Annotated in this window: 24 protein-coding genes; 7 read left to right on the top strand and 17 right to left on the bottom strand. The window is 71.7% G+C overall.

Annotated features, from left to right (window positions below):
• Positions 1 to 13: 13 nt before the first annotated feature.
• Positions 14 to 2,419 carry a hypothetical protein gene (locus ACLQ29_RS00785; protein ID WP_425769741.1) on the bottom strand — a complete coding sequence of 802 codons (2,406 nt, stop codon included), beginning with the start codon at positions 2,417 to 2,419 and terminating at the stop codon, positions 14 to 16.
• Positions 2,420 to 3,044: 625 nt separating this feature from the next.
• Between ACLQ29_RS00785 and ACLQ29_RS00780 the strand changes: the two genes are divergently transcribed.
• Positions 3,045 to 3,935 carry a hypothetical protein gene (locus ACLQ29_RS00780; RefSeq protein ID WP_425769740.1) on the top strand — a complete coding sequence of 297 codons (891 nt, stop codon included), beginning with the start codon at positions 3,045 to 3,047 and terminating at the stop codon, positions 3,933 to 3,935.
• 312 nt (positions 3,936 to 4,247) lie between these two features.
• Here ACLQ29_RS00780 and ACLQ29_RS00775 read toward each other — a convergent pair whose 3' ends face one another.
• A complete protein-coding gene (locus ACLQ29_RS00775; protein ID WP_425769739.1) occupies positions 4,248 to 5,084 on the bottom strand; it encodes a hypothetical protein in 837 nt (278 codons plus the stop codon).
• A gap of 180 nt (positions 5,085 to 5,264) precedes the next feature.
• Between ACLQ29_RS00775 and ACLQ29_RS00770 the strand changes: the two genes are divergently transcribed.
• Entirely contained in the window at positions 5,265 to 5,894 is a 630-nt protein-coding gene (locus tag ACLQ29_RS00770) for a hypothetical protein (RefSeq protein WP_425769738.1), read from the top strand.
• Positions 5,895 to 5,919: 25 nt separating this feature from the next.
• Here ACLQ29_RS00770 and ACLQ29_RS00765 read toward each other — a convergent pair whose 3' ends face one another.
• From ACLQ29_RS00765 to ACLQ29_RS00745, 5 genes are all read right to left on the bottom strand, one after another.
• Positions 5,920 to 6,288: a DUF4180 domain-containing protein gene (locus ACLQ29_RS00765; RefSeq protein ID WP_425769737.1), complete on the bottom strand. Its 369-nt coding sequence runs from the start codon at positions 6,286 to 6,288 to the stop codon at positions 5,920 to 5,922.
• Positions 6,281 to 6,730, bottom strand: coding sequence for a helix-turn-helix domain-containing protein (locus tag ACLQ29_RS00760; protein ID WP_425769736.1), 450 nt, complete (start codon positions 6,728 to 6,730; stop codon positions 6,281 to 6,283). Before ACLQ29_RS00760 ends, ACLQ29_RS00765 begins: the two co-directional genes overlap by 8 nt.
• Positions 6,731 to 6,843: 113 nt before the next feature.
• Positions 6,844 to 8,628: an FtsX-like permease family protein gene (locus tag ACLQ29_RS00755; protein ID WP_425769735.1), complete on the bottom strand. Its 1,785-nt coding sequence runs from the start codon at positions 8,626 to 8,628 to the stop codon at positions 6,844 to 6,846.
• 1 nt (position 8,629) lies between these two features.
• Positions 8,630 to 9,358 carry an ABC transporter ATP-binding protein gene (locus ACLQ29_RS00750; RefSeq protein WP_425769734.1) on the bottom strand — a complete coding sequence of 243 codons (729 nt, stop codon included), beginning with the start codon at positions 9,356 to 9,358 and terminating at the stop codon, positions 8,630 to 8,632.
• Positions 9,355 to 9,894: a PadR family transcriptional regulator gene (locus ACLQ29_RS00745; RefSeq protein WP_425769733.1), complete on the bottom strand. Its 540-nt coding sequence runs from the start codon at positions 9,892 to 9,894 to the stop codon at positions 9,355 to 9,357. Before ACLQ29_RS00745 ends, ACLQ29_RS00750 begins: the two co-directional genes overlap by 4 nt.
• A 103-nt stretch (positions 9,895 to 9,997) precedes the next feature.
• Between ACLQ29_RS00745 and ACLQ29_RS00740 the strand changes: the two genes are divergently transcribed.
• Positions 9,998 to 13,378, top strand: a complete 3,381-nt coding sequence (locus ACLQ29_RS00740) for an ATP-binding protein (RefSeq protein WP_425769732.1) — start codon at positions 9,998 to 10,000, stop codon at positions 13,376 to 13,378.
• 110 nt (positions 13,379 to 13,488) lie between these two features.
• Here the strand turns inward: ACLQ29_RS00740 and ACLQ29_RS00735 are convergent, their stop codons facing one another.
• Genes ACLQ29_RS00735 through ACLQ29_RS00725 form a run of 3 tightly spaced genes read right to left on the bottom strand, consistent with a single transcriptional unit; the run spans position 13,489 to position 15,943 of the window.
• Positions 13,489 to 14,346, bottom strand: coding sequence for an ABC transporter permease (locus ACLQ29_RS00735; protein WP_425769731.1), 858 nt, complete (start codon positions 14,344 to 14,346; stop codon positions 13,489 to 13,491).
• Positions 14,343 to 15,356 carry an ATP-binding cassette domain-containing protein gene (locus ACLQ29_RS00730; protein WP_425769730.1) on the bottom strand — a complete coding sequence of 338 codons (1,014 nt, stop codon included), beginning with the start codon at positions 15,354 to 15,356 and terminating at the stop codon, positions 14,343 to 14,345. The genes ACLQ29_RS00735 and ACLQ29_RS00730 overlap by 4 nt, the downstream gene beginning before the upstream one ends.
• Positions 15,357 to 15,385: 29 nt before the next feature.
• Positions 15,386 to 15,943 carry an NADPH-dependent FMN reductase gene (locus ACLQ29_RS00725; protein ID WP_425769729.1) on the bottom strand — a complete coding sequence of 186 codons (558 nt, stop codon included), beginning with the start codon at positions 15,941 to 15,943 and terminating at the stop codon, positions 15,386 to 15,388.
• A 132-nt stretch (positions 15,944 to 16,075) separates the two neighbouring features.
• Between ACLQ29_RS00725 and ACLQ29_RS00720 the strand changes: the two genes are divergently transcribed.
• Positions 16,076 to 16,591 (top strand): GNAT family N-acetyltransferase, encoded by a 516-nt coding sequence (locus ACLQ29_RS00720; RefSeq protein WP_425769728.1) that lies wholly within the window; start codon positions 16,076 to 16,078, stop codon positions 16,589 to 16,591.
• A 25-nt stretch (positions 16,592 to 16,616) separates the two neighbouring features.
• Here ACLQ29_RS00720 and ACLQ29_RS00715 read toward each other — a convergent pair whose 3' ends face one another.
• Positions 16,617 to 17,603, bottom strand: coding sequence for an aldo/keto reductase (locus ACLQ29_RS00715; RefSeq protein WP_425769727.1), 987 nt, complete (start codon positions 17,601 to 17,603; stop codon positions 16,617 to 16,619).
• A gap of 83 nt (positions 17,604 to 17,686) precedes the next feature.
• Positions 17,687 to 18,439 (bottom strand): SDR family oxidoreductase, encoded by a 753-nt coding sequence (locus ACLQ29_RS00710; RefSeq protein ID WP_425769726.1) that lies wholly within the window; start codon positions 18,437 to 18,439, stop codon positions 17,687 to 17,689.
• A 102-nt stretch (positions 18,440 to 18,541) separates the two neighbouring features.
• On the opposite strand from ACLQ29_RS00710, the gene ACLQ29_RS00705 reads away from it, so the two are divergent.
• Positions 18,542 to 19,384 (top strand): helix-turn-helix transcriptional regulator, encoded by an 843-nt coding sequence (locus ACLQ29_RS00705; RefSeq protein WP_425769725.1) that lies wholly within the window; start codon positions 18,542 to 18,544, stop codon positions 19,382 to 19,384.
• A gap of 67 nt (positions 19,385 to 19,451) precedes the next feature.
• On the opposite strand, the gene ACLQ29_RS00700 is transcribed toward ACLQ29_RS00705, so the two are convergent.
• Both ACLQ29_RS00700 and ACLQ29_RS00695 read right to left on the bottom strand, forming a co-directional pair.
• The gene (locus ACLQ29_RS00700) at positions 19,452 to 20,303 is read right to left on the bottom strand and encodes an aldo/keto reductase (protein ID WP_425769724.1); all 852 of its coding nucleotides are present in this window, start codon (positions 20,301 to 20,303) and stop codon (positions 19,452 to 19,454) included.
• 99 nt (positions 20,304 to 20,402) lie between these two features.
• Positions 20,403 to 21,362 carry a LysR substrate-binding domain-containing protein gene (locus tag ACLQ29_RS00695; protein ID WP_425769722.1) on the bottom strand — a complete coding sequence of 320 codons (960 nt, stop codon included), beginning with the start codon at positions 21,360 to 21,362 and terminating at the stop codon, positions 20,403 to 20,405.
• Positions 21,363 to 21,413: 51 nt separating this feature from the next.
• Between ACLQ29_RS00695 and ACLQ29_RS00690 the strand changes: the two genes are divergently transcribed.
• Positions 21,414 to 22,370 (top strand): serine hydrolase, encoded by a 957-nt coding sequence (locus ACLQ29_RS00690; protein WP_425769721.1) that lies wholly within the window; start codon positions 21,414 to 21,416, stop codon positions 22,368 to 22,370.
• A 148-nt stretch (positions 22,371 to 22,518) separates the two neighbouring features.
• The gene (locus ACLQ29_RS00685; protein ID WP_425769720.1) at positions 22,519 to 23,502 is read left to right on the top strand and encodes an MBL fold metallo-hydrolase; all 984 of its coding nucleotides are present in this window, start codon (positions 22,519 to 22,521) and stop codon (positions 23,500 to 23,502) included.
• 39 nt (positions 23,503 to 23,541) lie between these two features.
• Here ACLQ29_RS00685 and ACLQ29_RS00680 read toward each other — a convergent pair whose 3' ends face one another.
• Genes ACLQ29_RS00680 through ACLQ29_RS00670 form a run of 3 tightly spaced genes read right to left on the bottom strand, consistent with a single transcriptional unit; the run spans position 23,542 to position 25,933 of the window.
• Positions 23,542 to 24,081 carry a DUF1697 domain-containing protein gene (locus ACLQ29_RS00680; protein ID WP_425769719.1) on the bottom strand — a complete coding sequence of 180 codons (540 nt, stop codon included), beginning with the start codon at positions 24,079 to 24,081 and terminating at the stop codon, positions 23,542 to 23,544.
• A gap of 29 nt (positions 24,082 to 24,110) precedes the next feature.
• The gene (locus ACLQ29_RS00675) at positions 24,111 to 24,779 is read right to left on the bottom strand and encodes a response regulator (protein WP_393366871.1); all 669 of its coding nucleotides are present in this window, start codon (positions 24,777 to 24,779) and stop codon (positions 24,111 to 24,113) included.
• Entirely contained in the window at positions 24,776 to 25,933 is a 1,158-nt protein-coding gene (locus ACLQ29_RS00670; protein ID WP_425769718.1) for a sensor histidine kinase, read from the bottom strand. Before ACLQ29_RS00670 ends, ACLQ29_RS00675 begins: the two co-directional genes overlap by 4 nt.
• Between the last annotated feature and the right edge of the window lie 80 nt (positions 25,934 to 26,013).

Raw genomic sequence — 26,013 nt, 5'->3', positions numbered from 1 at the left:
GACCGAAGCGGGTTCAGTCGCAGTCCCGGTCTGCGGTCGTGTCGGTCCTCGTGCGGGCCAGCAGCAGGTCATAGCTGATTTGAGCGCCCCCGACGGTTGTCAGCTCGTGCATGAGCAGACGCCCACCCTCGTCGAACATCAGCGTGTCGCGGTGGCCCTCACCGTCGTCAGCGCTGAACGCGTAGCCACGTCGGTCCGCCAGGTCGCCCTGCGCCTTGTGGTACGTGATCCCCCTTGTCGCGGCCAGATACGACAGGAGCGCCGCCCGCTGGCGGGGCGTCAACAGATGGTTCTGGTGGAACCGGACCACGAGCCGCAGAGCCCCCGCGGCATCCTGCCGCGCCGGCGGCCCCTGTTCGAGAAGCTGACTGAGCTGGTCCCGCAGCGCGCCAGGGTCCTCCGCCGGCAGCGGGAGGATCTCCGTCAGCTCTCCATCGCCGTACGTCTCCACGTCCGGGACGACCGCCGGATAGCCCTGAGCCACCGCGGTGGTCGTGACGGACCGGCCCGAGCGGCTGGCATTCCACCACAGCCGTACCTCTTGATACAGCGTCTTCGGATCGTTCGGTTGATCAGACGTCTCGGGAGCCCACACCCTGCGGCAGGTGAAGGTGTAGCGACCGGGAGGCACCGGCTCCCGCAGCGCCGCGACCTGGAGCGCGAGATCGTTCAACCGCTGGCTGGCCTCGTCCCAGCGCCTGGCGTCGTCCCGCGACGATCCACGGTCGGGCACATCTGGGGCATTCCGCGTCGGAAGCGCGGTGGGGCCCTCCGGTCGATCGGGTGTAATCGAACCAGGTGCTCCTACCGTGCCCAGGGTCGCTCCGCCGATGACGGCCGCCGTGATCAACCCAAGTCTCCGCTTCGCGGTGTTCCGGCGCTTCGCGGGCTTCCCCGTCCACGCCACGCCGTCATTGAGCGGCTGACGTGGACGCGGTACACCCTCCCGGATCGGGACGGGCATTCGGCTGCCGGGCCCCGGGGCAGGATTGATCGAGTTGCCGGTCGGTCCGGTGTGCGCCGCCGGCGCCGAGTTGCTGGCCTTGCTCGCGTTGGGTGCCGGTCGGGAGGAGTCGGCGTGCAGAGACCCGCGCTCGGCGTACATGTTGTCCGCGTAACCCCCGTCGAAGGCGTCGTCGCCCTGCCGCTGCTGGGGCGGGTGGTTGGCGGTTCGAGGCCGTACCGGCTGGTCGTTCGCGCGGTGCGGCAGCGCGGGCGGTCCGGAAGGGGCGGGCGTCGTGGCCGTCGAGGGAAATTCCCTGGCGTACGTCTCGGCAGCCAGGCGGAGGCACCACCGACGGCCGCCCTCGCTGAGATTGTCGTAGGTCGTGCAGATCAGTGCCTGGGCGATCAGGGAGAGCCGGAACTGCGTCTGCCACTCCTGGCCCAAGCCGCCCTTGACGGCGTTCCGACCGATTCGATCGGCGGCGTCCACCAGATCGTCGAGCACGCGGGGCAACGCTGGGCTGCGCCGGTTCGCGCTCGGCTGGAGCAGCTTGCTGATCAGTGCGGTGGCCTGTGTGGCGGGGAGTCCCCGTCCATCCTCGGCGAGTGGCGCGACGTGGCGCAGCAGGGTGGTGAGCAGGAGGCAGACCAGGTCCCGGGTGAGCGGTGCGGTGGCCTCGAAGGTTTCGAGGTCGACCAGGCGGAACTTCTCTGGTCGCAACACGTCCCCGTCGAGCGGGATGACGATGTTGCCGCCGTGCAGATCGCCGTGCGCGAACCCCTGGACATACTCGATTCGTCTCAACCCGATGGGCGAATCCACCACGAGCATCCGCAGCGGATTCGGTAGGACGACGCCGTCCACGACGATCCAGTTGCCCGTCGGGTCGACCAGGTCGGGGCGATCGCCCAGCTGCGACACCTCGTCCAGGGCTCCGGCCAGCAACAGCTCACGACGGAGGTAGTCGCCGACGGTGGTGATGGCGGTCGGTCGCCCCTGCCGACCGCCGCTCTCCGGTGGGCTGTTCCAGTCGTTCAGGAGCGCCTCCGCGACCACGCGAAAGCTACTGAGGAGGGCGTTGTCGGCGAGCACGTCCATGGTGGTCACCGGGCGGCCGTCGTTGGCGATCTCCTGGAAGGTCAGGACGCGTTCGTCGTCGACCGGGTATGGCGCATGGAGCTGCCGGACCAGGTGACGGCAGGCGAACTCCGGGTTGGACTGCCGTGCCTGCTCATGCCGGGCCTGTTCGTCGGTCCGGCGGTTGTGCGCCTTGACGAGGACCTTCTCGGTGATGCTGCCCCGACCGAGAACTGGACGGCTGAACATGAGGGTGAACAGAAAGGCGTTGGTGTAGCCGTGGGTTCGCAGGGGGACCAGCGGTGCCCGGGCCGTGCCGCCGTTCAGCCTTGCCCAGGACCGCGTGGCCGCGGAGACCGAACTGTCCCGCACGAGGTCATCGACGCCGTCGTCCATGTCCGTTCGGTCGACCCTTCGTGGCTGAGGGGGAGGGGGCGACCGGGGGTTGCGTCGGCCGAGAAGAGGGGCGCGCGGGATATGCGCGGCTCAGAGAATACCTCGACTTCGGGCGAACGAGTGGGTAATTCACAGTCACATATGAAACCTATTAAATGGTAGCTGAAGTGTTGCTTGGAGAGGAGGCTTCGTGACTGTCCGTAACATTTACCTACTCCGATCTAGAGCTAGTGACCGAAGTGTGGGTGTGCCGTGACGGAGCGTACTGATTCCCTGATCAGCGGGTTGGGCTGACCCCCCGATGATGGCGCTACCGCACACGATGCCGGTCCGTCGTGGCCGAGCGCAACGGCTCGACGGCCTCCGCATGACGCTCCCCGTCGCCAGCGGCGGCGCGACGTAATTGTCGCTTCACCGGGCGTGTCGGCCCCCGGTGTGGCCGCCCGTCCGCCGCCGGCCCGCACCGACTGACGTTACCCATCAGGCACCACGGTCAGTTACGCGACGTAGTCGGCTTGGAGATAATCCCAGGTCAGGCAATTACCTACGGTGAATCCGTCACCACCATCGGCCCTGGCTTGGCTCATCACCCGCCGCCGTCCGGGCCTCAGACGGGAGAAACACCATGCGTACCACCACACAAGCCCGAGCGTTCGTACTCGTGCTCGGTCTCGTCGCGACCGGGGCGGTGCTCGTCCCGGCGAGCCCGGCGTCCGCCGCGGTCCCCGGCCTGGTCCGGATCGCCGCGACGAGCGTCAGCAGCTCGGCCGACTTCCACTCCGCCACGGCCACCTGCCCGGGCGCCAAGGTGCTGACCGGCACCGGTTACGAGTTGAACGGTGTCACAGGTGAGGGTGTCGTCGACGACCTTCGCCCCAACGGCGGCGTCGCCACCGCCCCGACATCCGTGACCGTGGGCGCCTACGAGACGGAGGCGTTCGCCGGCAACTGGTCGGTCACGGCGTACGCGATCTGCGCCAACCCGATCCCCGGCCTGGTGCGGGTCTCCACGGTCAGCGTCAGCGACTCGGCCGACTTCCACTCCACCACGGCCACCTGTCCGGGCAGCAAGGTGCTGACCGGTACGGGCTACGAGTTGAACGGTGTCACAGGTGAGGGTGTCGTCGACGACCTCCGCCCCAACGGTGGCGTGGCCACCGCGCCAACCGCGGTCACCGTGGGCGCGTACGAGTCGGACGCGACGGCCCTGAGCTGGTCCGCGACCGCGTACGCCATCTGCGCCAACCCGCTGCCCGGCCTGGCCCGCGCGTCGACGATTGGTGCCAGCACCTCACTCGACTTCCGCAGCGTCGTCGCGGGCTGCCCGGTCGGCAAGGTGATGACCGGCGCCGGCTACGAGTTGAACGGTGTCACAGGTGAGGGCATCGTGGACGACTTCCGGCCCAACGGCGGCGTGGCCACCGCGCCGACGACAGTCGACTCGGGTGCCTACGAGGAGGATGCCGTCGCCAGCAACTGGTCCGACACGGCGTACGCCATCTGCGCCACGGCGTAACCAGTCATCAGGTGTTGCCGCCCCGCGAAAACGGGGCGGCAACACCCGTGACCGGTCAGCTCACGATCCGCCCTGGCGTTGGATCCGCCCATCGCCCGAGACCTTGGCTCGACCCAGGTCGCGCTCGGTGCCAGCGGACCCGGTCGCGGTACGGCGGTGACGTTGGTCAGGCGAGTGCTCCACGGTCGAACCCTGACGGCCCGGAGCGCCGCTGCCCGGATGCCGCCGACCTCGCGCCGATTCGCCGCCGCTGTCGTGTTTGTTCTGCTTGTGGCTACCCATGGATCGGGCGTACCCGGTCAGCGAGCGGCCTCACGGATTCCAGTAGACGAGGACGCTGGCCTCGTCGAAGCGCCGTTCCCTCAGGTCGGCACGCTGGATCACCCAGTGGATGCTCGCGCCGCCCTGTCTGCCGCCGTGGAACTCGGCCAGCAACACCCAGTCAGCAGCGTCGGTTGGCCCGTCCTCGCCGGCGTTGCCCGAGCGGTTGGCGCCCAACCAGGCGGGGTTGAAACCGTTGCAGTCAGTGCCGTAGCCGCCCAGCAGCAGCGGCGTCGTATGGCCGCTGTAGGAGAAGGCGCCGTCCGGCACGTCGCCCAGGACGTCCTGCCACACCTTGGTCAGCTCCTCGAACGGAGGATCGCCCGGTAAGGGCGGAGACCACGGCGGCCCGGGGATCGTCTTGACGTAGGGCAGGGAGATGTCGACCGTGAGGTGCAGATCGCCCTCCGGGATCTCCGCGTAGACCTCGGCACACTCCTCGTCGTCTGGAGAGAAGCCCGGCGGATGCCGCTCCCGCTCCTCGACGGCCACGCCCGCCGGCACGTACATCACCTGGCCGTAGCCGTCCTCCTCGGGCCAACCGAACAGCAGCAGGTGGCCGTCGGCCGGTAGCGGAAGGTCGGTCACGTCTGCCGGAAGGGCAGCGCAGTCGATGGTGGCGATCAGGGGGAACGTGGGGTTCTTCGCGTCGGCAGGAAGCAGCACGGGCCCACGGACGACGCCCACGACCGGCCCATCACCCTGCTGCATCAGGAGCACAGACGGGCGGGCGAGCCCCAGCCAGCGCTCCACCTCGACGGCGGGGATGTCGCGGCGCAGCGCCTCGGCACGGACCTGATCGAGAATCTTCTCGTTTCGGGGAAGCACGCGGACACCGTAGATCAACCGTGCGACGTTCTCCGTCCCTGCCGAGATGCGGTGTCGCCAGAAGGCAGGCCCCAGGCAATCGATACCGCGATTTCCCGTCGGCGGGCGGCAGGTGGGAGCGCCGGTCCATAGCGTCCGAACCACGGAGTTCCGCGAGCGCGCGATCTGAGGGAGGCCGCCATGACCGACGTTCTGGTGTTACCGGGTGAGCGGGCACCGGTCACCGTGGACATCAGCCGCTGGCGGGCCGGGCTGCCACCGGACACGTGGCCCGGCGCGCTGCCGGCGAGCGGCGAGGTCTGGCGACGCGACGTCTTCGCGGTGGCCGACGCCTACCGGGCCGGTTCCGCGAGTGCACGCCACCTGCTGACCGCCGTGCTGGTCTGGGCTTACGGACCCATCGGGTACGGCCCGTGGCGCGCCACCAGGTCACTCGACGCCGACCCCAACGGCAAACGCCTGGCGTACGCGCTGGAAGAGGTGTCCACGCCAGCGCCCGACGAGGGCGCGCTGCGCACGGCGTACCGCCGCTTCGGCGACCCCGACCACGCTAGCCTGCCCTGGTTGGGGCCGGGCCTGTTCACGAAGGTCCTCTACTTCGTCGGCTACCGGCGTGGGGTGGGCGGCGTGCAGCCCTTGATCCTCGACCGTGTCGTGGCCGGCCTGCTTCCCGCCGAGGCGGGTGTCGGCCGGCGCAACGGCTGGTCTTGCGAGGAGTGGCTGGCCTATCTGCGGTGGGCTGCCGAGCAGGCCCAGGCGCGAGCAGTCGAGGCGGACGAGGTGGAGATGACGGCTGCCGGCGGCGGTTGAGGTGGATCGCGCCGCGTGGAGGTGGCTATCGCGCGGCGCGGAGGCGGGCGTCGAGCGCGTCGAGGTCGGGGAGAAACCAGATGTGCCCACCCTGGTTCGACTCGTGCACCAGGGCGCGCAACGCGGCACTCTCCGCGAGCTGAGCCGAGATGTCGCCGACGACGGCCAGCCGCAGCCGGTAGTTGACGAACTTCTGCATCACGTCGCCGGCGAAGCGGGTGCCCAGCGAGAAGAAGCGTTCGTCGAGTCGATTGGCCGGCACGGCGACCACCTGGGCGCCGAGGAACGCCGCACCGATCAGGTCCAGCGCGTCCTGCTCGGTGGCCAGGGGTGGGCCGGCCGGGTCGCAGACCAACACCTGCACGCCGGCGCGTTCCTGGATCTCGTCAGGCATCGTGGACCTCCCGGTCGAGCAGGCCGTTGTCGGCGTTGAGGACGGCGTCGAGCAGGTGCAGCAGTTCGGCGGTGTCGGCCGGGGCGCCCAAGATGATGATCTTCATGCGGTGGCGTTGCTCGTCGTGCACCGTCTGCACCCGCAGCGGGTTGGCCTGGTCGTGGGCGGTGTTGGCGCTGGTGAGCACGAGCGTGCCGAGTCGGTCGGCGGCGGCCCGGTCGACACCGTCGATCTGCACGATGCTCGACACCTCCGCTAGCCCGGTGGCCGTGGGAGCGCGGGTCTGCCCGGTGAGCGCGTCGAGGTCCGGGGCGGCGATCCGGTACTGCTTGCCAATTCGGACGGCCCGCAGCCGCCCGGAGCGGATATAGCCGCGCACCGTCCGCACGTGCAACCCGAGCCGGTCGGCGACCTGCTCAACCGAGTACATGTCTTCCTTCATCGTTCCCCATGATACCGGGATAGGGAAGGTTAGGGTGTGATGGGGCCGCCCGGCGGGCGACGCCAGGCGCACCTGGGTTCTGCGCTGCCCGCCGGAGCGGCCGTCTGCCGTGGTCAGGTCGCCACGGACCGGAGGGTGTCCGCGACCGGACGGCGTGCGGCGGCCAGCGCGGGGATGGCGGTGATCAGGGCCACCGCGAGCAGGACTCCGAGTGCCGCGGTGAGGGCCCAGGAAGCGGGCGGATATCGGTCGCCGTCGAAGAACAGGTACAGCCCGGTGCCGACGGGGATCCCGGCGACGACGCCGGGCACTGCGGGTAGGAGCTGCGCCACCGCCATGCCCATACCGGCCTGGGCAGGTGTCGCGCCGAGCGCGCGGGCGACCGCCAGCGGGTGCCGGGTTTCGAGCACTGCCGTCCAGGTGCTCACGATGGCGTTGAGCAGCGCGAGGAAACAGGCCACCCCGGCGACGATGAGCATGGCCTGGAGGGTTCGCTCGTTGCGGGGGTCGGGGAGTTCCGAGTAGCCGAGATTCAGTGGGTCGTCGTCCTGCGCCAGGATCGCGAGGACGGCGGCGATCGCGGTCGTGGTGATCAGGGTGTTCATGGTGACGAGGCGGGCACGGTGCGGCCGTCGCGCGTTGATGCGTACGCCGATCAGGAGCGCGGTGGGCAGCCGGCGCGACAGCCAGATGACCAACCGTCGGCGGCGCGCTGGCGTGGGGGCGTCGGCCAACGCGTGGATGGTGCTGGTGGCCGCGGCGCGGAGCACCGGTCCCAGGGTCGCCGCGACGGCGATCGCGAGAGCGAACGTGGTGGCGGTGACCACCATGCGAAGCGGCGGGTGCACGTCGACGGAGCCGATGAATCCAGGGCTGGGACGAAACAGCAGGGGCGCCGCGAACCATCCGGTGGCCAGGCCGGCCCCGGCGGCGGCGAACCCGAGCACGAGGTATTCGGCCAGGTGCACGGCGGCGATCACGCCCGGCCCGGCGCCTACGGCCTTGAGCAGCCCCACCCGGCGACGCCGGGCGATGACTCGGCCCGCGACGATGCCGGCGACGCCGACGATCGCGAGGCCGGTCAGTAACCAACTGCCGACCGTCAGAGCCGTCTCCGCCTGCCTGTTCTGCCGGCCGCTGCTGGTGGCGATGTCGCCCGCTGACCGGAAGATCCAGCCGCGGAAACGGGGATCGTCGGCTGACCGTCCGACGACCTGGGCGCCGGCCTGTGGGTCGACCAGCTTGAGGTTCAGGGTGTACGACAGCGGCTGGTCGCCGGCGAGGGTGGTGATGTCACGGTGATCGACCCAGACCAGGCCGCCCTTCTCCACCAGGTTCCCGCCCGGAAAGTGCCAGTGGACCTGTGGGTACACGGCACGGGCGGCGGTGACCGCGAAGCCGGTCACCCGCAACGGGTGGCCGTTGATGGTGACCGTGTCGCCGGTGTGCACGTCGAGAGCCTCGGCGAAGGTGCGTTCGATGACGACGCCGCCGGGGCGTACCCAGGTGCCGTCGGTCACCGCGGGCCTGTCGACGGCGGCGGGCGCCTGGTCACGGCCCTCGACGATGACCCGGACGGTGGTGTCGTGGGCGGTCAGTGCCAGGAAGGCCAGCGGGAAGGGGCCGCTGTGCTCGGTGACGCCGGGCAGGGTCGCCAGCGGGGCGAGCGCGTCGAGGGCCTGCGGACCGGTGAAGCCCGGCTCCACCACCAGGTCGGGCCCGGCGGTGGCGGCCTGGGTGCGCTCGTACGGGCGGGTGACGAGTTCGTTGAGGGCGAGGCCGAGAGTCAGCGTCGCGGTCGCGGCGGTGATGGCGACCAGCAGCAGCACGTTCTCGGTCCGGTGCTGACGCAGGCCCCGGATCAGCAGCCGCCAGATGAGCAGCAGACGGCCAGCCACGTCAGCGCACCCCGCCGTAGACGGTGCCGGTGCCGGTGCCGGTGAGGAGGCTGTCGTCGGCGAAGGCTCCGTCCCGCATGGAGATCACCCGGTCGGCGACCGCCGCGATGCGGGCGTCGTGCGTGACCACCACGAGGGTCTGCCCGGTGGTGCGCAACTCCTCGAACAGTCGCAGCACCTCCAGGGTGGCGGCGGTGTCCAGATTGCCGGTCGGCTCGTCGGCCAAGACGACCTGCGGCTCGTTGCTCAGAGCGCGGGCGATGGCGACGCGTTGGCGCTGGCCGCCGGAGAGTGCCGAGGGGAGGTGCGTGGCGCGGTCGGCCAGCCCGACCTGGTCGAGCAGGTGCAGGGCGCGCCGCCGAGCGCGACCCGGCGACCACCCGGCCAGCAGGGCGGCCATCTCGACGTTCTCCACCGCGGTGAGTTCGTCCATGAGGTGGAAGGACTGGAAGACGAGACCGATGGTGTCGCGCCGCAGTCGGGCGAGAGCGCGCTCGCTCATCGTGTCGATCCGGCGGTCGGCCAGCCACACCTCGCCGTCGGTGGGGCGCTGTAGCCCGCCCAGCAGGTGCAGCAGGGTCGACTTACCGCACCCGCTCGGACCCATGATCGCCAACGTCTGGCCGGCGGGCACGTCCAGGTCGACCTCGTCGACCGCGCGTACCAACGCGTTGTCCCAGCCGTACCACCTGCTCAGCCCACGCGTCCGCACGGCCATCGACCCGGTCATGCCCCCGCCTTCCGTCCAGCTCGATCACGTTCGGACCACATGCGCTCACACGCCTCCAGCCACTCCAGATCAGCCCGCAGCCGCAACACGACGCCCTCCAGCAGCAACCCGGCAATCGGATCCACCGACCGCTCCAACGCCGCCCGTTGCGCGTCACGCAGCCGGCGCAGCACCTCACGACGTTGCGCGTCCACCAACGCCACCGGATCGGCCAACCGGGCAGCCGCGGCGGCGACCAGCTTCAGGTGGAACTCGGTGAGGTCCGGCTTGGGCCAGCTCACCTCGGTCAGCCAGCCGGCCACCCGCTGCTGTCCGGCCGGGGTCAACGCGTAGACCCGTCGGTCGGGCCGGTCCGGCAGGCCCTCGGCCTGCTCGGAGGTCACCAGGCCGGCCTTCGCCAACCGGGCCAGCGTCACGTAGACCTGCCCCGCGTTCATCGACTCCCCGAGCGGGCCGAGCGCGTTCCGCATCCGGCTGCGCAGCTCGTACCCGTGCGCCGGCTCCTTGGCCAGCATGGCCAGCACCACGTCCTGCACCCCGGCACACCCCTCGAATAGACCGCTAATAGATAACCGCTAGCTATGGCACTGTCAAATCTCGACGCCCGGTGTCGGAGGGTTCCAGTACCGTCTGGGAACCATGGACGCGCGGCGCGGCGACGCCATCATCGGGCGGGATCACCCCGCGGGTCTGCTGCGCGCCGAGCTGGACCGGGCCGCCACCAGCCACGGCGGCCTCGCCCTGGTCACCGGCGAGCCGGGCATCGGCAAGACGACACTTGTCACGTCGGCGGCGCGGGAGGCCCGGCAACGTGGCGCGCTGGTGCTCGGGGCCGCCTGCTGGGATTCCGACAGCGCCCCCGGCTACTGGCCGTGGGTGCAGGTGCTGCGCGGCCTACGGCGCTCCGCCGACGACTGGGCGGTGGCGCGGCAGGTCGCCGAGCCGGCCCTCACAGCGCTGCTCGGCGAGTCCGACGCCAGCAAGGAGCAGGCCGAGCGCCTGACCGGTTGGGCCAGCGTCGACGCCGGCCCGGGCGTCGCCGACCAGGAGGCGTTCGCCCTGTACGACGGGGTGACCGCCGCACTTGTCGCGGTCTCCCAGCACCGGCCGGTCGTGGTCATCCTCGACGACCTGCACTGGGCCGATCCGGCCTCACTGCGGCTGCTGAGCTTCGCCGCCCAGCACACCTGGTTCGAGCGACTCCTGCTGATCGGCACCTACCGCGACGCCGAGGTCGAGTCGGAGGAGCACCCGCTCCGTCCGCTGCTGATGCCGCTTGTCGCGAAGGCCACCACCATCACCCTCACCGGGCTCTCCCGGGACGAGGTGGCCGCGCTCATGACACGGACCGCCGGGCGGGAGCCGGACGCCGGCCTCGTCGACGAGGTGCACCAGCGCACCGGCGGCAACCCGTTCTTCATCGAGCAGACCGCCCGGCTGTGGCACGCCGACGACGCCGCGGACACGATCGCGCCCGGCGTACGGGAAGCGGTGCGGCGTCGCCTGGCCCAACTGCCGCCGCCCGTGGTCGAGGCGCTCACCGTCGCCGCCGTGCTGGGTCGCGAGTTCCACCGCCAGGTCCTCGCGGCCTGCGTGAGCGCCCCCGTGGCGCAGGTCGACAGGCTGCTCGACCGTGCGGTGACCGCCCGGTTGGTGGTCGCCCGGGGCGGCGGCCGGTTCGCGTTCGCCCACGACCTGGTCCGCGAGACGCTCTACGACGGGCTGACCGACGACGACCGGCAGGCCCGGCACGGCACCGTGGTCCGGGCGGTCGACGACCTGCGGGAGCTCACCGACCTGCTGATCCCGGCCGACCTCGCCCGGCACGCCTACCTCGCCGGCCCGGCGCTCGACCGGGCCCGGGTGGCCACGCTGCTGGTGGCCGCCGGCCGCGAGGCGTTCGCCCGGCTCGCCACCGACGAGGCCGCGGTGCACTACCGCCGGGCGCTCGAGGTCGTCGAGGACCTGCCGCAACGGGTACGGATCCTCGTCGAGTTCGGTGAGGCGCAATACCACCACGCCGGCCGGGAGGAGGCCGGGCGCCTGCTCACCGAGGCCGGGACGCTGGCCCGCACCCTCGATGACCCGGCCCTGCTGGCCCGGGTCGCGCTCATCGTCAACCGCGCCCGTCAGGTGGAGACCGCCGACTCGATCGAGGCGGCCGAGTTGGTCCGCGAGGCGTACCGGCGGCTGATCGGCGAACCGGGCCCCGACGCGTCGGTCGGCGCGCTGATCGCCGACCTGATCACCGCCACCGAGTCGATCGCCCGTCGAGGGCGCGACGACGAGGCGCTGACCTTCAGCCTCTGGGCCCGCCACGACACCACCTGGGGGCTGGGCACCGCGGCGACCCGTGCCGCGCTGACCGCCGAGATCCGCGACGTGGCGCGCCGGACGGGTGACCGCGAGACGGAGTTGTGGGCCACCTCGCTGCGCTGGGTGGCGTTGCTGGAATTGGGCGATCCCCGCTTCAACGAGGAGTTCACCACCTTCGTCAGCGTCGACCGGCGGGGCGACCTCGCCCGGCACCGGATGGCGGCGACCGTCGACAGCGGGATCATCGCGGCTTTCCGAGGGGACTTCGTCGAGGCCGACGAGAGGTTCGCCGACCTCACCGGCCTGGGTGATGCCGAGTTCGGCTTCATGGGCCATCACCTGCGGTGGTCCCGGCTGCTGCTGCAGGGCCGGCACGACGAGGCCGACACCCTGCTGGACGGCCTGGCCCCGGTCGACTACCCCTACCGGGAGTTGCTGCGGGCGATCACCGCGGCGGAGCGTGGCGACGACGAGACGGCGGTCCGGCTGACCGCCGGCATCGAGGCCGCCTGCATCAGGTACCCGCGCCCCGTGTCGCCGCTCTGGCTACGGTTACGCGCGCAGGCCGCCGCGGCGTCCGCCGACCCGCACCGCTGCGACGCCGCGCGGGCCGCGCTCGCCCCGCACCGCGGAGAGTGGACGGTGGGGTTGTTCGGCTGCGACATCAGCGGACCCGTCGACCACTGGCTGGCGCTTGTCGATGCCGCCGAACAGCGCTGGGACGACGCCATCGCCGGCTTCACCGCCGCGCGTGACTCCGCCAACCGACTGGGCTCCCGCCCCTGGTCGCTCATCGCCCGCGCCGGCCTGGCGAACGCCCTCGCCCGGCGGGGTGACCCGGCCGACGCCCCGATGCTTGCCGCGCTGCGCGCCACCACCGCCCGGGAAGCAACGGCTCTCGGCATGACGCAGGTGCTCCACCGGCTCGACCCGACCTCCACCGACGCGGCCGGGAGGCCCACCGCCACCGCACACCAGGTCGTCGCCCCGGGCCAGGCCGTCGGCCCGACCGCGGCCATCGGGCCAGGCCAGCATGTCGCGCCGGGTCATGGCGTCGGGCCGGGCCAGCATGTCGGGCCGGGCCAGCATGTCGCGCCGGGCCCGGGTGTCGGGCTGGTCGGCGCAGGCCGGGCCGCACTAGACGGGCCGGTCGACGAGGGGTACGAGTTTCGGCGCGACGGGCCGGTCTGGCAACTCGGGTACGCCGGGTCGGTGGTGCACCTGCCCGACGCCAAGGGTCTGCGTGATCTGCACCTGTTGCTGGGTCGGCCGGGCAGCGACGTGCCGGCGGTGGAGTTGCTCGACCCGGCCGCCGGCCCGGAGTTGGTCGCCGCCCGCCGGCTGGGTGCCGATCCGGTCCTCGACGACGAGGCGAAGGCCCGTTACCGGCAACACCTGGCACGTCTCGACGAGGAGATCGACCGGGCCGCCGCGCGCGACGACGACCGGAAGGTGGCCGCGCTTGACGGTGAACGGGATGCGCTGCTCGACGAGCTGCGCGCCGCGGCCGGGCTGGCCGGCCGGACCCGCCGACTGGGCGACGAGGCCGAGCGGGCCCGCAAGACGGTGACCGCGCGGATCCGGGACACGCTGCGCAAGCTCGACGAGCGGCATCCAGCGCTCGCCAGCCACCTGCGCGAATCCGTCTGCACCGGCACCACCTGCCGTTACCTGCCCTCCGAGCCCCTACCCTGGCGGCTCTGACCCCAGCCCCACCCGCCGCGATCTTGCACTTTCTGTCGTCGACTCAGGTGGATTCGTCACCCTTGTCGGGACAGTAAGTGCAAGATCGCGAAGGGCAATGCGGGTGAGGGTCAGCGGCGGTTGTACTTGTACATGGTCAGGCTGCCGAAGACGAGCACGAAGCCGGCGCTCCACAGCAGCAGCCACATCGTGGCCGTCGGGTCCGACTCGCCGCTCATCGCCCCGCGGATCGAGGCCACCAGCTGCGTCACCGGGTTGACCTTCACGAACGCCTGGAGCCAGCCGGGCATGGTGCTCGGCTCGACGAAGACGTTGCTCAGGAACGTCAACGGGAACAGCACCATCATGCTGACCCCCATCACCGACTTCTCGCTGCGCAGGATCAGCCCGAAGAACGTCCACACCCAGGAGAACGCGAACGAGAAGACCACGAGCAGCCCGATCCCGACGGCCGCACCGACCACCCCGCCGGCGGGGCGGAACCCGAGCGCCAGCCCCAGGCCCAGGATCACCAGGGCGGCGAGGATGTAGCGCAGCACGTCGCCGAAGATCATGCCGACCAGGGCGGCGGGACGCCAGACGGGCAGCGTCCGGAACCTGTCGAAGATGCCCTTCTCGATGTCGGTGTTGAGGCCGACACCCGTGTACATGGTGATCATCACGACGCTTGTCACCATGATGCCGGGCAGGAAGAACTGCAGGTATTCGCGAGGACTGCCGGCGAGGGCGCCGCCGAACAGGTACGTGAACATCAGCACCATGATGATCGGGAACGCGGTCACGTCGAAGAGCTGCTCCGGGACGTGCTTGATCTTCAGCATGGCCCGCCAGCCGAAGGTGAGCGACGCGCCCAGCGCGCTCGGTCGGTGTGGTCGAGCACCGGGCGCGAGCACGGTCGCCAGCGCCTCGGCGGACGGGACGTAGACAGTCGGCGCCCGTTCGGTAGTGGTGGTCGTGGTGTCGCTCATCGGGCGGCCTCCAGCTCGTTGTCGCGCTCGTCGGCCGGCACGGCCGGGTGATCGGTCAGGGCCAGGAAGACCTCGTCGAGACTCGGCTGGCCGAGGGAGAAGTTGTCCACGACGATGCCGGCGCGGGCCAGCTCGCCGAGCGCGCGGGAGGCCTGGGCACTGGCATCGAGGTCGGTGCCGGCCTCGCCGACCCGGGCGGTCAACGCCACCGGATCGGCGGCGAGCTGCACGGGCACGCCGAGTGCCTCCCGAAGCAGCTTCTCCGCCTCGGGCCGCCGGTCGGGATCGCGCAGTCGCAGGTGGACGGTGCCGGAGCCGACCGACGACTTCAGCTCACCCGGGGTGCCCTCGGCGATCACCCGGCCGTGGTCGACGACCGCGATCCGGCCGGCGAGCTGGTCGGCCTCGTCGAGGTACTGGGTCGTCAGCAGGACCGTCGTGCCGTGCGACACCACCGCCCGGATGATCTCCCACACCTGGTTGCGGCTGCGCGGGTCGAGGCCCGTCGTCGGTTCGTCGAGGAAGAGCAGGTCGGGGGTGTTGAGGATGCTGGCGGCGATGTCGATGCGCCGCCGCATCCCACCCGAGTACTTCTTGACCTGCCGGTCACTCGCCTCGGTCAGACCGAACGCGGCGAGCAGGGCCGCCGCGCGCTCCCGGGCGGCCGGCTTGCGCAGGCCGAGCAGCCGGCCGAGGAGCACCAGATTCTCCGTACCGGTCAGGTCCTCGTCGACGGAGGCGTACTGGCCGGTGAGGCTGACCCGGGAACGGACCTTGTCGGCATCGGTGACCACGTCGTGGCCGAACACCCGGGCCGAGCCCCCGTCCGGGCGCAGCAACGTCGCGAGTACCCGGACTGCTGTGGTCTTGCCCGCCCCGTTCGGGCCGAGCAGGCCGTAGACAGTGCCGGCGGGCACCTGGAGGTCGATGCCGGCCAGCGCCCGGGTGTCCCCGAACGAGCGGGTCAGTCCCTCGGCCTCGATGGCCAGGCCGGTGGTGCGTCTACTCATGATTCGTACCTTTCGGTGTGATGTTCTCTTCAGGAGACGTACGGCCGGGCGGCCCGGCCGTCGCGCAGGGCCAGACCCCACCAGCGGAGCTGGTCGAGCAGGACGCCGGCGTCGCGGCGCACCTCGTCGGTGCGCTGCGGCGCCGGCTCGTCGGCGAGCAGGTCGATCCCAACGACGTCACGTACCGTCATCGCGTGCAGCGCGGTGAAGACCACGCGTAGCTGGTCGACCGCGTGCCGACCGGTGGACCGACAGCCGTACGCCACGAAGCCGACCGGTTTGGCCTGCCACTCGTCGTACGCGTAGTCGATTGCCTGTTTCAAGGGTGCCGGGAAGCTGTGGTTGTACTCGGGGGTGACCACGACGAACGCCTCCGCCCGGCCCACCTCGCGGACGAACGCCCGGATGGACGGGGTCGGCTCGGCGGGGTGTCGGCCCGGGAAGTCGTACTCGGACAGGTCAACGACAGTCACCGCCAGGTCGTCGTGCCGCACGGCCTGGTCGACGAACCAGTGGGCGACCCGGTCACCGGCGCGCCCCTCCCGGGTGCTGCCGATGATCACGGCGACCCGCAACGGTGTCGTCATCGCCACCTCCTCCCACCCACAGGGCGCGAGACCGTCGCCAGCCGCCCGCTAGATCCGATCTAGCGGGCGGCGTTTCGGGGTGGAATGTCGGTGGGGATCGGCTTGACTGGGGTCGACGAACAGGGGAGTGGGATGGCTCAGGTACGCATCGACCCGTGGCGCGAGGAGGATCTCGACCTGCTGCGGCGGCTCAACACCCCGGAGATGCGCAGGCACACCGGCGGCCCGGAGACCGACGAGCAGGTGCTCGCCCGGCACGAGCGTTACGTGCACTTCGCCGACGACGGTCAGGGTTGCATGTTCGTCCTGGTCCTACCGGATGGCGCGCGGGTGGGCAGCGTCGCCTACTGGTCCCGGCAGTGGCGGGAGCAGCAGGTCTACGAGATGGGCTGGGCGGTGCTGCCCGCGTACCGGGGGCAGGGGCTGGCCACGGCGGCGGTGCGCGCGGTTGTCGACGTGGCCCGCGCCCGGCGGACCCACCGCCACGCCCACGCCTACCCTTCGGTCGACAACCCCGCCTCGAACGCGGTCTGCCGCAAGGCCGGGTTCACGCTGCTCGGTGAGACCGGTTTCGAATACCCGCCGGGGCGGATGATGCGTGCCAACGACTGGCAGCTCGACCTGACCGCACCACCGACCGGGAGGTGAGGTCGGCGGTGCGGCCGGTGACGGGTCACCAGGTGGTGTCGAGGCGGTGCCGTTGCTCGGCGGTCAGCTCCAGGTCGACAGCTGCCAGGCTCTCCTCGAGCTGCGCCACCGAGGAGGCGCCCACAAGCGGGATGGACGGCAGGTCACCGCCCAGCAACCAGGCCAGGACCACCTGGTTGACAGTCGCGCCGGTCTGCCCGGCCACCTCCCGCAACACGGCCAGCCGGCGGGGTGCGCTCGGCAGGTCGTACGCGGCGGTGAGCGGCTTGTCCGCCCGGGTGAACGCCCCCTTGAGCAGCGGCGAGTACGCCACCAGGGTCAGCTCGGGCTCGGCGCGCAGATAGCTGAGCAGGTCACCGCCGACGCCTCCCGGCTCGCCGTCCGGATCCAGCTCGCTGACCAGGTCGGTGCGGTTGGGCAGGTAACTGCGGTGATACTGGAGCACCTCGTACCCCGGCAGGCCGGCGGCGGCGGCGAGCGCGCGAGCCCGCTCCACCCGCCACGCGCGGTGGTTGCTCGCGCCCAGCAGACCCACAGTGCCCTCGGCGACCAGCTCGGCGAAGCCCTCCACGGTCTCCGCGAGCGGCACCGTCCGGTCCTCGATGTGCGCGTAGAGCAGGTCCAGCCGGTCCACGCCGAGCCGGTCGCGGCTGCGCTCCGCCGACTCGCGGATCACCTTCGCCGACAGGCCCTCGGCGTTGTCCAGGTAGCTGGTGCCGGGGGCCAGCGGGCGGGCGCCCAGCTTGGTGGCGATGACGATCTCGGTGCCGATGCCCCGGCTGCGCCGCCACCGGCCGAGCAGCTCCTCACTCTGGCCGCCCTGCGACCCGTCCACCCAGAACGCGTAGTTGTCCGAGGTGTCGATGAACGTGCCGCCGGCCTCGACGTACCTGTCGAGGATCGCGTACGAGGTGGCCTCGTCGGTGGCGCTGCCGAACAGCATGGCCCCGAGGCTGAGCACGCTGACCTCGCGCCGGGTCGCCGGGTCGGTGCCGATCGTGCGGTACCGCATGGGGATCTCCTTCCGTGCGCCCTGCCGGTGGGCGCCCGAGGATCACCCTGACGGCTGGAGTGCGCTCCAGGTCAAGCGTTCGGTCACCAGGGCAGCACCCCGTAACCACCGCCGGCGTCCATCTGGAAACCCCAGAGCAGCCCGGTCGGGCCGTCGGCCGGCAACGTCGCCAGGTGCGTGCTCACCTCGGCGCCCTGCTCGGCGCTCCGGAAGCCGTGGTGGCTGTTGAAGTCGGTGGCGCAGTAGCCGGGGTTCGCCGCGTTCACCTTGATCGGGGTGTCCCGCAGCTCCTTGGCGTACATGGCGGTGAGCATGTTCAGCGCCGCCTTCGACGACGGGTACGGCACGGAGGTCAGCGCGAACAGCGCGCTCGCCGGGTTGGTCATCGCCGCGATCGAGCCGACATCGCTGGAGACGTTGACGATCCGGGCCGCGGGGGACCGGCGCAGCAGCGGCAGCAGCGCGTTCGTCACGGTCACCACCCCGCCCACGTTCGTCTCGTACACCCGCAGCAGCGTCGCCACAGTCGTGTCGCTGGGCAGCCCTCGCTCGCCGTCGGCGAGGACGATGCCGGCGTTGTTGACGAGGACGTCCAGCCGGCCGTACTCCGTCTCCACCAGTTTCGCGGCGGCGGCCACCGACTCGGCGTCGGTGACGTCCAGCGGCACGAACCGCGCGTCCGCGCCGCCGTCGCGCAGCTCCCGTTCCGCCGCCCGGCCGCGTTCGGCGTCCCGCGCGCCGACCAGCACGGTCATCCCGAGGGCGCCGAGCTGGCGGGCGGTGGCGAAGCCGATCCCCTTGTTGGCCCCGGTGATCAGGGCGATCATGTTCGTCATGCCGTCGAGCCTGTCCCCGCCGGCGGGTTCCGGGGAGGGACTCCCCGAGGCTGGTATCAGCGGTACCACCCTTGTGGACCCGTTCCGGTGCATGCTGGAGGCATGTCGAGCAACGGCCTGCGGCGCGACGCACTGGCGGCGTTCCTGCGCGCCCGCCGCGCCCGGCTGAGCCCCGCCGAGGTCGGCCTTCCCGACGGGGTACGCCGACGCACTCCCGGCCTGCGCCGGCAGGAGGTCGCCCAGCTCGCCGGGATGTCGATCGACTACTACATCCGGCTGGAGCAGGGCCGCGGGCCGCACCCGTCCCGGCAGGTGCTCGCCTCGATGGCACGCGCGCTGCTGCTGAGCCGCGACGAGCGCGAGTACCTGTTCCGGATCGCCGGGGAGAACCCGACGCCGGTGCGTGGGCCGAGCCGGGAGGTGCCGCCCGGCCTGCAGCACCTGCTCGACGCGATGAGCGAAACTCCGGCGTACCTCGTCGATGCCGCGTACCACGTGCTGGCCTGGAACCGCCTGGCCACGTACTTCGTGGGGGATCTCGCGGCCGTGTCGGACGCGGACCGCAACATGATCCGCTGGACGTTCCGGCAGCCGACGACAAGCGCGCACTGGACCGACGCCGAGGTGATCCGATTCGTGCGCGGCACGGTCGCGGACCTGCGGGCCGCCTACGGGCGCTACCCGGCCGACCCGGCGATCCGCGACCTGGTCACCGAGCTGCTCGGCACCTCACCCCGGTTCGCTCAGCTCTGGGCGGAGCACGACGTCGAGGAACGTCGTCCGGTCGTCAAGCGGGTGCCGCACCCTGACCTGGGGCCGTTGGAGTTCGAGTGCCGCGTCCTGCTGGTGCCGGAGACCGACCAGCGGATGATCGTCTACGTCGCCGAGCCCGGATCGCCGACCCACGCGGTGTTCCGCCGCATCGCCGAGCGCGTCGGGTCCTGACCTCGCCGGTGAGCGCCATACCGCAGAGCCACGTGATGGCCCTGCGGTATGGCGCCGGCGGCTCGGGTCAGTTGGGCAGGTAGGCGAAGGTGTCCGGGTTCGGGCCGGTCCGCCCGGCCTCGCCCTTGTCCAGCGCGGTGATCCGCTCCATCGCCGTGTCGTCCAGCTCGAAGTCGAAGATCCGGGTGTTCTCCTCGATCCGCTTCGGGGTGGTCGACTTCGGGAAGATGATGTCGCCGCGCTGCACGTGCCAGCGGAGCACCACCTGTGCCGGGGTCCGGCCGACCTGCTCGGCGAGGTCGACAACCGTCGGGTCGTCGAGCACCTTGCCCTGCGCGATCGGCGACCACGCCTCGGTGAGGATGTTGTGCTCGCGACCGTAGGCGCGGACCTCCTCGTTACCGAAGTAGGGGTGCGCCTCGATCTGGTTCACCGCCGGCACCACGCTCGCCTCGTCGGCCAGCCGCCGCAGGTGGGCCACCTGGAAGTTCGACACGCCGATCGAGCGGGCGCGGCCGTCGCGCTGGAACTCCTCCAGCACCTTCCAGGTCGAGACGTAGTCACCGTCGTACAGGGTCGGCAACGGCCAGTGGATCAGGAACAGGTCGATGTAGTCCATCTTCAGCGCCGCGAGCGTCGAGTCGAACGCCCGGCGGGCGTCGTCGGGGCGGTGGAAGCCGTTGTTCAGCTTGCTCGTCACGTAGACCGAACCCCGATCGAGGCCGGACACGCGGACCGCCTCGCCGACCTCGGCCTCGTTGCCGTACATCTCGGCGGTGTCGATGTGCCGGTAGCCCGTCTCCAGCGCCGTCGTCACCGCCGCGACGGTGTCCTTCGGCTCGATCTGGAACACGCCGAAGCCGAGCTGCGGAATCGTGGTGCCGTCGTTCAGGCTGATGTCAGGAATGGTGTTGGCCATTGCGGCTCCTCCGCGTCGTCTTCGTTGCCTGTCATCCATACCCGAGTGCAGGCCGATCCACCGGCCAACCCGGGGTGACGAGGGCAACGCCCGACCCGTTCACCCGGTCGTGTCGAAGAGCACCGGCCAGGGCCGGGCCGCCGGCACCGGCGCGGGCGCGGACGCGACGGGCTCGGCGTCGGCGAGCACCTCGGCGGCGAGCTGCCCGAACATCGACGCCGCCGGGTGCGCCGACCGGTCCGGCCAGGCCGCCGAGGTACGCCTGACCAGCGACGCGCCGGTGACCGGCAGCCAGGCGATCCGGGGCTCCCGACGCGCCACCGCCGCCGGTTCCACGGCCACCGCGCCTCCGGCGAGCACCAGCCCGAAGAGGAACTCCGGGTTGCGGGCCGGCCGGACCCGGGCCGGGCGCCAACCCTGCTGGCGGCACACCGTCAGCAGGTGGTCGTGCCAGCCGGGCGCGGTCGCCCGGGGCGCGGTCACCAGATCCAGATCGGCAAGCGACGCCAGTGCCACCGTACGGCCGCGGGCCAGCGGCGAGGCACGCGGCAGCAACACCCCGAGGGGTACGTCCACCGGAGTGCCGAAACGCAGCCCGTCCGCCGTCACCGGGTGGTGCACGAGCCCCACGTCAAGCGTCCGCTCGCCGAGCATCCGGGCCTGCTCGGCGGTGGTCAGCTCGTGCAGCTCCACGTCCAGGCCGGGCGCCCGGGTGGTGAGCCCGTCCAGCAGCGCGCGCAGCGTCACCGCGGGCGTCTCCGGCGGCACACCGGCCCGGAGTACGCCCAGCTCACCCGCGCGGACCTGCCGCATCAGATGCCGCAGCCGACCAGCGCCGGCGAGCAGTTCCTCCGCCTCACCGAGGAGCAGCTCACCGGCCGTGGTGAGGCGTACCTGGCGGCGGGACCTGTCGAACAGCTCGACGGTCAGCTCCCGTTCCAGGCGCTGGATCGACTGGCTCAGGGGCGGCTGGGCCATCCCGAGCAGCTCGGCGGCCCGCCCGAAGTGCAACTCGTGTGCGACCACCACGAAGTGCCGCAGGTGCCGGAGCAGATCCACGGCCGGACCCTACGCCAGCGCCGGCCCGGTGCCGCTGGATACCGTGCTGGCGTGGACGTCAGCGAGCGCATCGAGGCCATCTTCGCCGCCGTGGGGGTGACGGCCAGCCTGCACGCCGTCGACCTGGACGCCGCGGACCTGACCGTCGGACTCGGCGTCGGCGGCAGCGGCGACGGCGACGGCGTCGGCGTCGGCAGCGGCGACGGCGGTCCGGAGGTCGGGGTGCGGGCCGACGAGCAGGTGGTGATCGCCTCGATCTTCAAGATCCTCTTGGTGCTGGAGTTCGCCCGGCAGGTCGAGGCCGGCCAACTGGACCCCACCGAACGGGTCCTGGTCACCGCCGACGACCGGCTGGGCGGGTGGGGCCTGGCCGGCTGCGCCGACGACGCCGAGGTGTCGCTGCGCGACCTCGCGTACTTCGCCATGTCGGTCACCGACAACACGGCCGCCGACCTGCTGCTGCGCCGGGTCGGACCGGACCTGCTGCCGATGCTCGCCGCCGAGTTGGGGTTGACCCGTACCCGTGTCCTCGGCGGTCCCCGGGAACTGGTCGAGATGATGCTCACCGACGTGGGCGCGCGGACCGAGGCGGACTTCGCCCGGATCTTCCCCACGTTGTCGGCGGACCGGGTCCGGGCGATGCGGGTCTTCGACCCCGAGCGCACCACCTCCAGCACGGCCCGGGAGATCACCCGGCTGCTCACGTTGATCTGGCGGGACGAGGCCGGGCCGGCGGCGGCGTGCGCGATGGTCCGCACCTGGATGGCCCGGCAGATCTTCTGGACCCGGCTCGCCGCCGGGTTCCCGCCCGGCGTCCGGGTCTCCGGCAAGACCGGCACGCTGCCCGGCCTGCACCTGGAGGCCGGGGTCGCGGAATACCCCGATGGCGGCCGGTACGCGATCGCCGTCTTTGCCCGCGCCGACCGGTTGGCCTCGCGCCGCATCGACGTGGACCTGGCGATGGGGGACGCCGCCCGGACGGCTGTCGAGGCGCTGCGCGGCGACTGATTTCACACCCGCCGCAGCCTCGGCGCACCGAGGCTGAGCTGGCCCGATATCCGGCGACGTATCGGAGCCGACCGCCTCTGATCTTGGACCGGAGCCGGGCGGCGCTGGTTGGCTCGTGCTCGACAAACCGCCCGACCATGGGGGAGCCATGCCCAGTCTCGACCGCCGTCGCTTCCTGCGCGACGCCGCCGCCACCACCGCACTCGTCTCCGCCGGGGGCCTCGCCGCCGCCACCCCGGCCCAGGCCGCCACCCCGGCCACGACCCCGGCCGCCGTGCCCACGCCGAGCGCCCGCCGCAGGGGCGCGGTCAGCTTCCGCTGGTGGGGTACGGCCGGCTGGCGCGTCGACATCTCCGACCGCACAGTTCTCGTCGACCCGTTCCTCAGCCGGATCGACACCGGGCTGTTCACCGGGGCGTTCAGGACCGATACCCCGTTGACCGTGCGCGCCGACGTGATCGATCCGCGCGTCGACAAGGCCACGACGGTGCTCGTCACGCACACGCACTGGGACCACTTCATGGACGTGCCCCACATCGCCAAGCGCACCGGCGCACGGGTGTTCGGCACGCTCACCGCGTACCACCTGGGGTTGGCCTACGAGGTGCCGTCGACGCAGCTCAGCGTCGTCAAGGGTGGGGAGGTGCTGGACTTCGGCGACCACAGCGTCGAGGTGGTCGGCTCGCTGCACAGCCGCAACCCGTCGTACTCCGTGGCCTTTCCCGGGGTGCGGGTGACCCAGCCGCCGCAGCCGGCGACCATCGCGGACCTGCCCGAGGGCGACACGCTCGGCTTCCTGCTGCGGGTCGACGGCGGCCCGTCGGTTTACTTCACCGGGGCCAGCGACGTCGCCGAACGCAACCTCACCGGGCTCGCGCCCGACGTGGCGATGGTGGCCATGCAGAGCGCCACCACCACCGGCGACTACCTGCCCCGGCTGCTGGCCGGCCTGGACTACCCGAAGGTCATCGTGCCCGTGCACTACGACAACTTCGAGACGCCGCTGGAGAACCCGCCGACGGTCGCCGAGACCGACCGCACCCGGTTGACCGAGATGATCGCGGCGGTGCGCCGGATCTCGCCGCGCAGCCGGGTGCTGGTGCCCGAGTACGAGACCGCGTACCACTTCTGAGCAGCACCGGTGGGGTCGCGAGACCGCGGCCCCACCGGGTCAGGAGGCGGCCAGCTCCGCCAGGGCGCGCACCGACTTCCAGTTGCGGGTGGTGGCCACCACGCCGAGCTTCTTCTCCAGGTACGCGTTCGTGAACTTCGACCGCCCGTAACCGCCGTCGGCGAAGTGCAGGAAGACCTCCCGGCCGGTCACCGTGAACGACACGTTCTCCCCGCCGGGCACGGCGAGAGCGTCCACCATGGACGTCTTCGGTGCGGTGGCGAGGAAGGCCACGAGCAGCCGCGTCGGGTCGTCCTCCCGGTCGGCGTACGGGTTGCCGCCGGCCACCGCCGCCAACTCCCGGCCGCTGCGCACCAGCACCGGCACTTTCAGTGCCAGCTCGTCGGCGAGCGCCCGCTCGATCCCGGCGGCCAGCTTCCCCGCGTCCCGCACCGTGCTGCCGAAGGCCACGTTGCCGCTCTGCAGGTACGTCTTGACCTCCTCGTGCCCGAGGTCGGTGACGATCCGACGCAGGTCGGCCATCGCCAGCCGGGTGGTGCCGACGTTTACCCCGCGCAGCAGGGCGACGTACCGGGTCATTGCTCCTCCTCGGGTGCGGGTCGACCGGCTCAGCGTAGGCCGCCCGGCCCCACCAGCCCCGTCTCGTAGGCGACGATGACGAGTTGCGCCCGGTCCCGCACCGCCAGCTTGGTCAGCAACCGCCCGACGTGCGTCTTGACCGTCGCCGGGCTGAGGTTGAGCCGCGCGGCCAACTCCGCGTTCGACAGGCCGCGGGCGATGAGCGTGAGCACCTCCCGTTCCCGCTCGGTCACCCCGTCCAGGTGGCGCGGCAACGGTCGGGTCGGCTCCGCCCGCCGGGCGAACTCGTCGATCAGCCGGCGCGTCACCGTCGGCGCGAGCAACCCCTCACCCGCGGCGACCACCCGGATCCCGGTCAGCAGGTCCGCCGGTGGGGTGTCCTTCAGCAGGAACCCGCTGGCGCCGGCGCGCAGCGCGCCGTAGACGTACTCGTCCAGGTCGAACGTGGTCAGGATGATGACCCGGGTGTCGGCCGTCGCCGGGTCGGCGCAGATCCGCCGGGTCGCCTCGATGCCGTCCATCTCCGGCATCCGGACGTCCATCAGCACCACGTCCGGACGATGCTGGCCGGTCAACGCGACAGCTTCCACGCCGGTGCCCGCCTCGCCAACCGTCGTGCAGTCCCCGGCGAGATCGACGAGCAGCCGGAAGCTGCCGCGCAGCAGCGCCTGGTCGTCGGCGATCAGCACCCGGATCACGCGGCCACCCGGTAGGGCAGGCTGGCCGTCACCGCGTAACCGCCGTCGGCGCGTGGACCGGCCCGGAACTCCCCACCGTGCAACGCCACCCGCTCCCGCATGCCGATCAACCCGTGCCCCTCGCCGCCGAGCAGGACCGGACGGCGGCCGTCGTCGGTCACCTCCACCCGTACCTCGTCGGAGGTGACTGTCACCAGAGCCCGGCAGGCGGCGGGCGCCGCGTGCTTCACCACATTCGTCACCGCCTCCTGCACGATCCGGTACACCGCGAGGCCCACCGACTCGGGCACCGTACCGTCCGGTTCGTCGCGTCGGACGTCGAGCTGGACGTCGACGCCGCCGATCGCCGCCTGCCGGGCGAGCGCGGGCAGCTCGTCCAGGCCGGGCGTCGGTGCGTACGGGGTGCCCTCGCGCAGGACGCCGAGCACCCGGCGGACGTCGGTGAGCGCGTTGCGGCCGGTCTCCTCGATCACCCGCAGGGCGGCTCCCGCCTCCCGGGGATCGGCCTCGGCGACGTGGTTGGCGACGGCCGCCTTCACCACGATGAGGCTCAGCGTGTGCGCCACCACGTCGTGCAGCTCGCGCGCCACCCGCAGTCGTTCCTCCGTGGCGGCCTGATGGACCCGCTGGTCACTCTGCCGGGCGGCGAGGGCGCGCCGCTCCCGAAGCAACCAGCCGATCAACCAGGCGGGCGCGATCATGACGGTCGCGTAGGCGACGCCCCCGGCCCGGGACCACAGGTCACCCGCGGTCAGCACCAGGCCGACGCTGACCAGAGCGAGACAACCGACCGCGCAGAGCACCGACCGGCGCGTGGCCGTCGACACCGCCACCGTGTAGAAGGACAGGCCGATGGCGAACGCCGGTGCGGCGGCGGCGAAGTTGGGAATCACCCCGGTGGCGAGCGCCACTGTGGTGCCGCCGCTGATCGCCACGGCGACGCTGATCGGCCACCGGCGTCGGACGGCCAACGGCAGCCCGAGGGCGAGCCCGGTCAGGATGGACACCCAGAGCGGCTCGCGTACGCCACCGTGCAGCGGCGACGCCAACGCCGCGTACGGGCAGAGGAGCCCACCGACGGCCAGGGCGAGCACGGCGTCCACCAGGTACAGGTCCACCGGCCGCAGTCGCCGGGTCAGCAGGAGGGTGGGCACCTGCCCGACGGTATCGGCCGGCCGGGTCGGCCGCGTCCACCCGTGGGTGGTCATCACCGAGGACGACGGGCAGGTGTTTC

This window comes from Micromonospora sp. DT228 (genome assembly GCF_049841595.1).
In the GTDB taxonomy this organism is placed as follows: Bacteria; Actinomycetota; Actinomycetes; order Mycobacteriales; family Micromonosporaceae; genus Micromonospora.
This window is presented reverse-complemented; position numbering and strand designations above follow the sequence as displayed.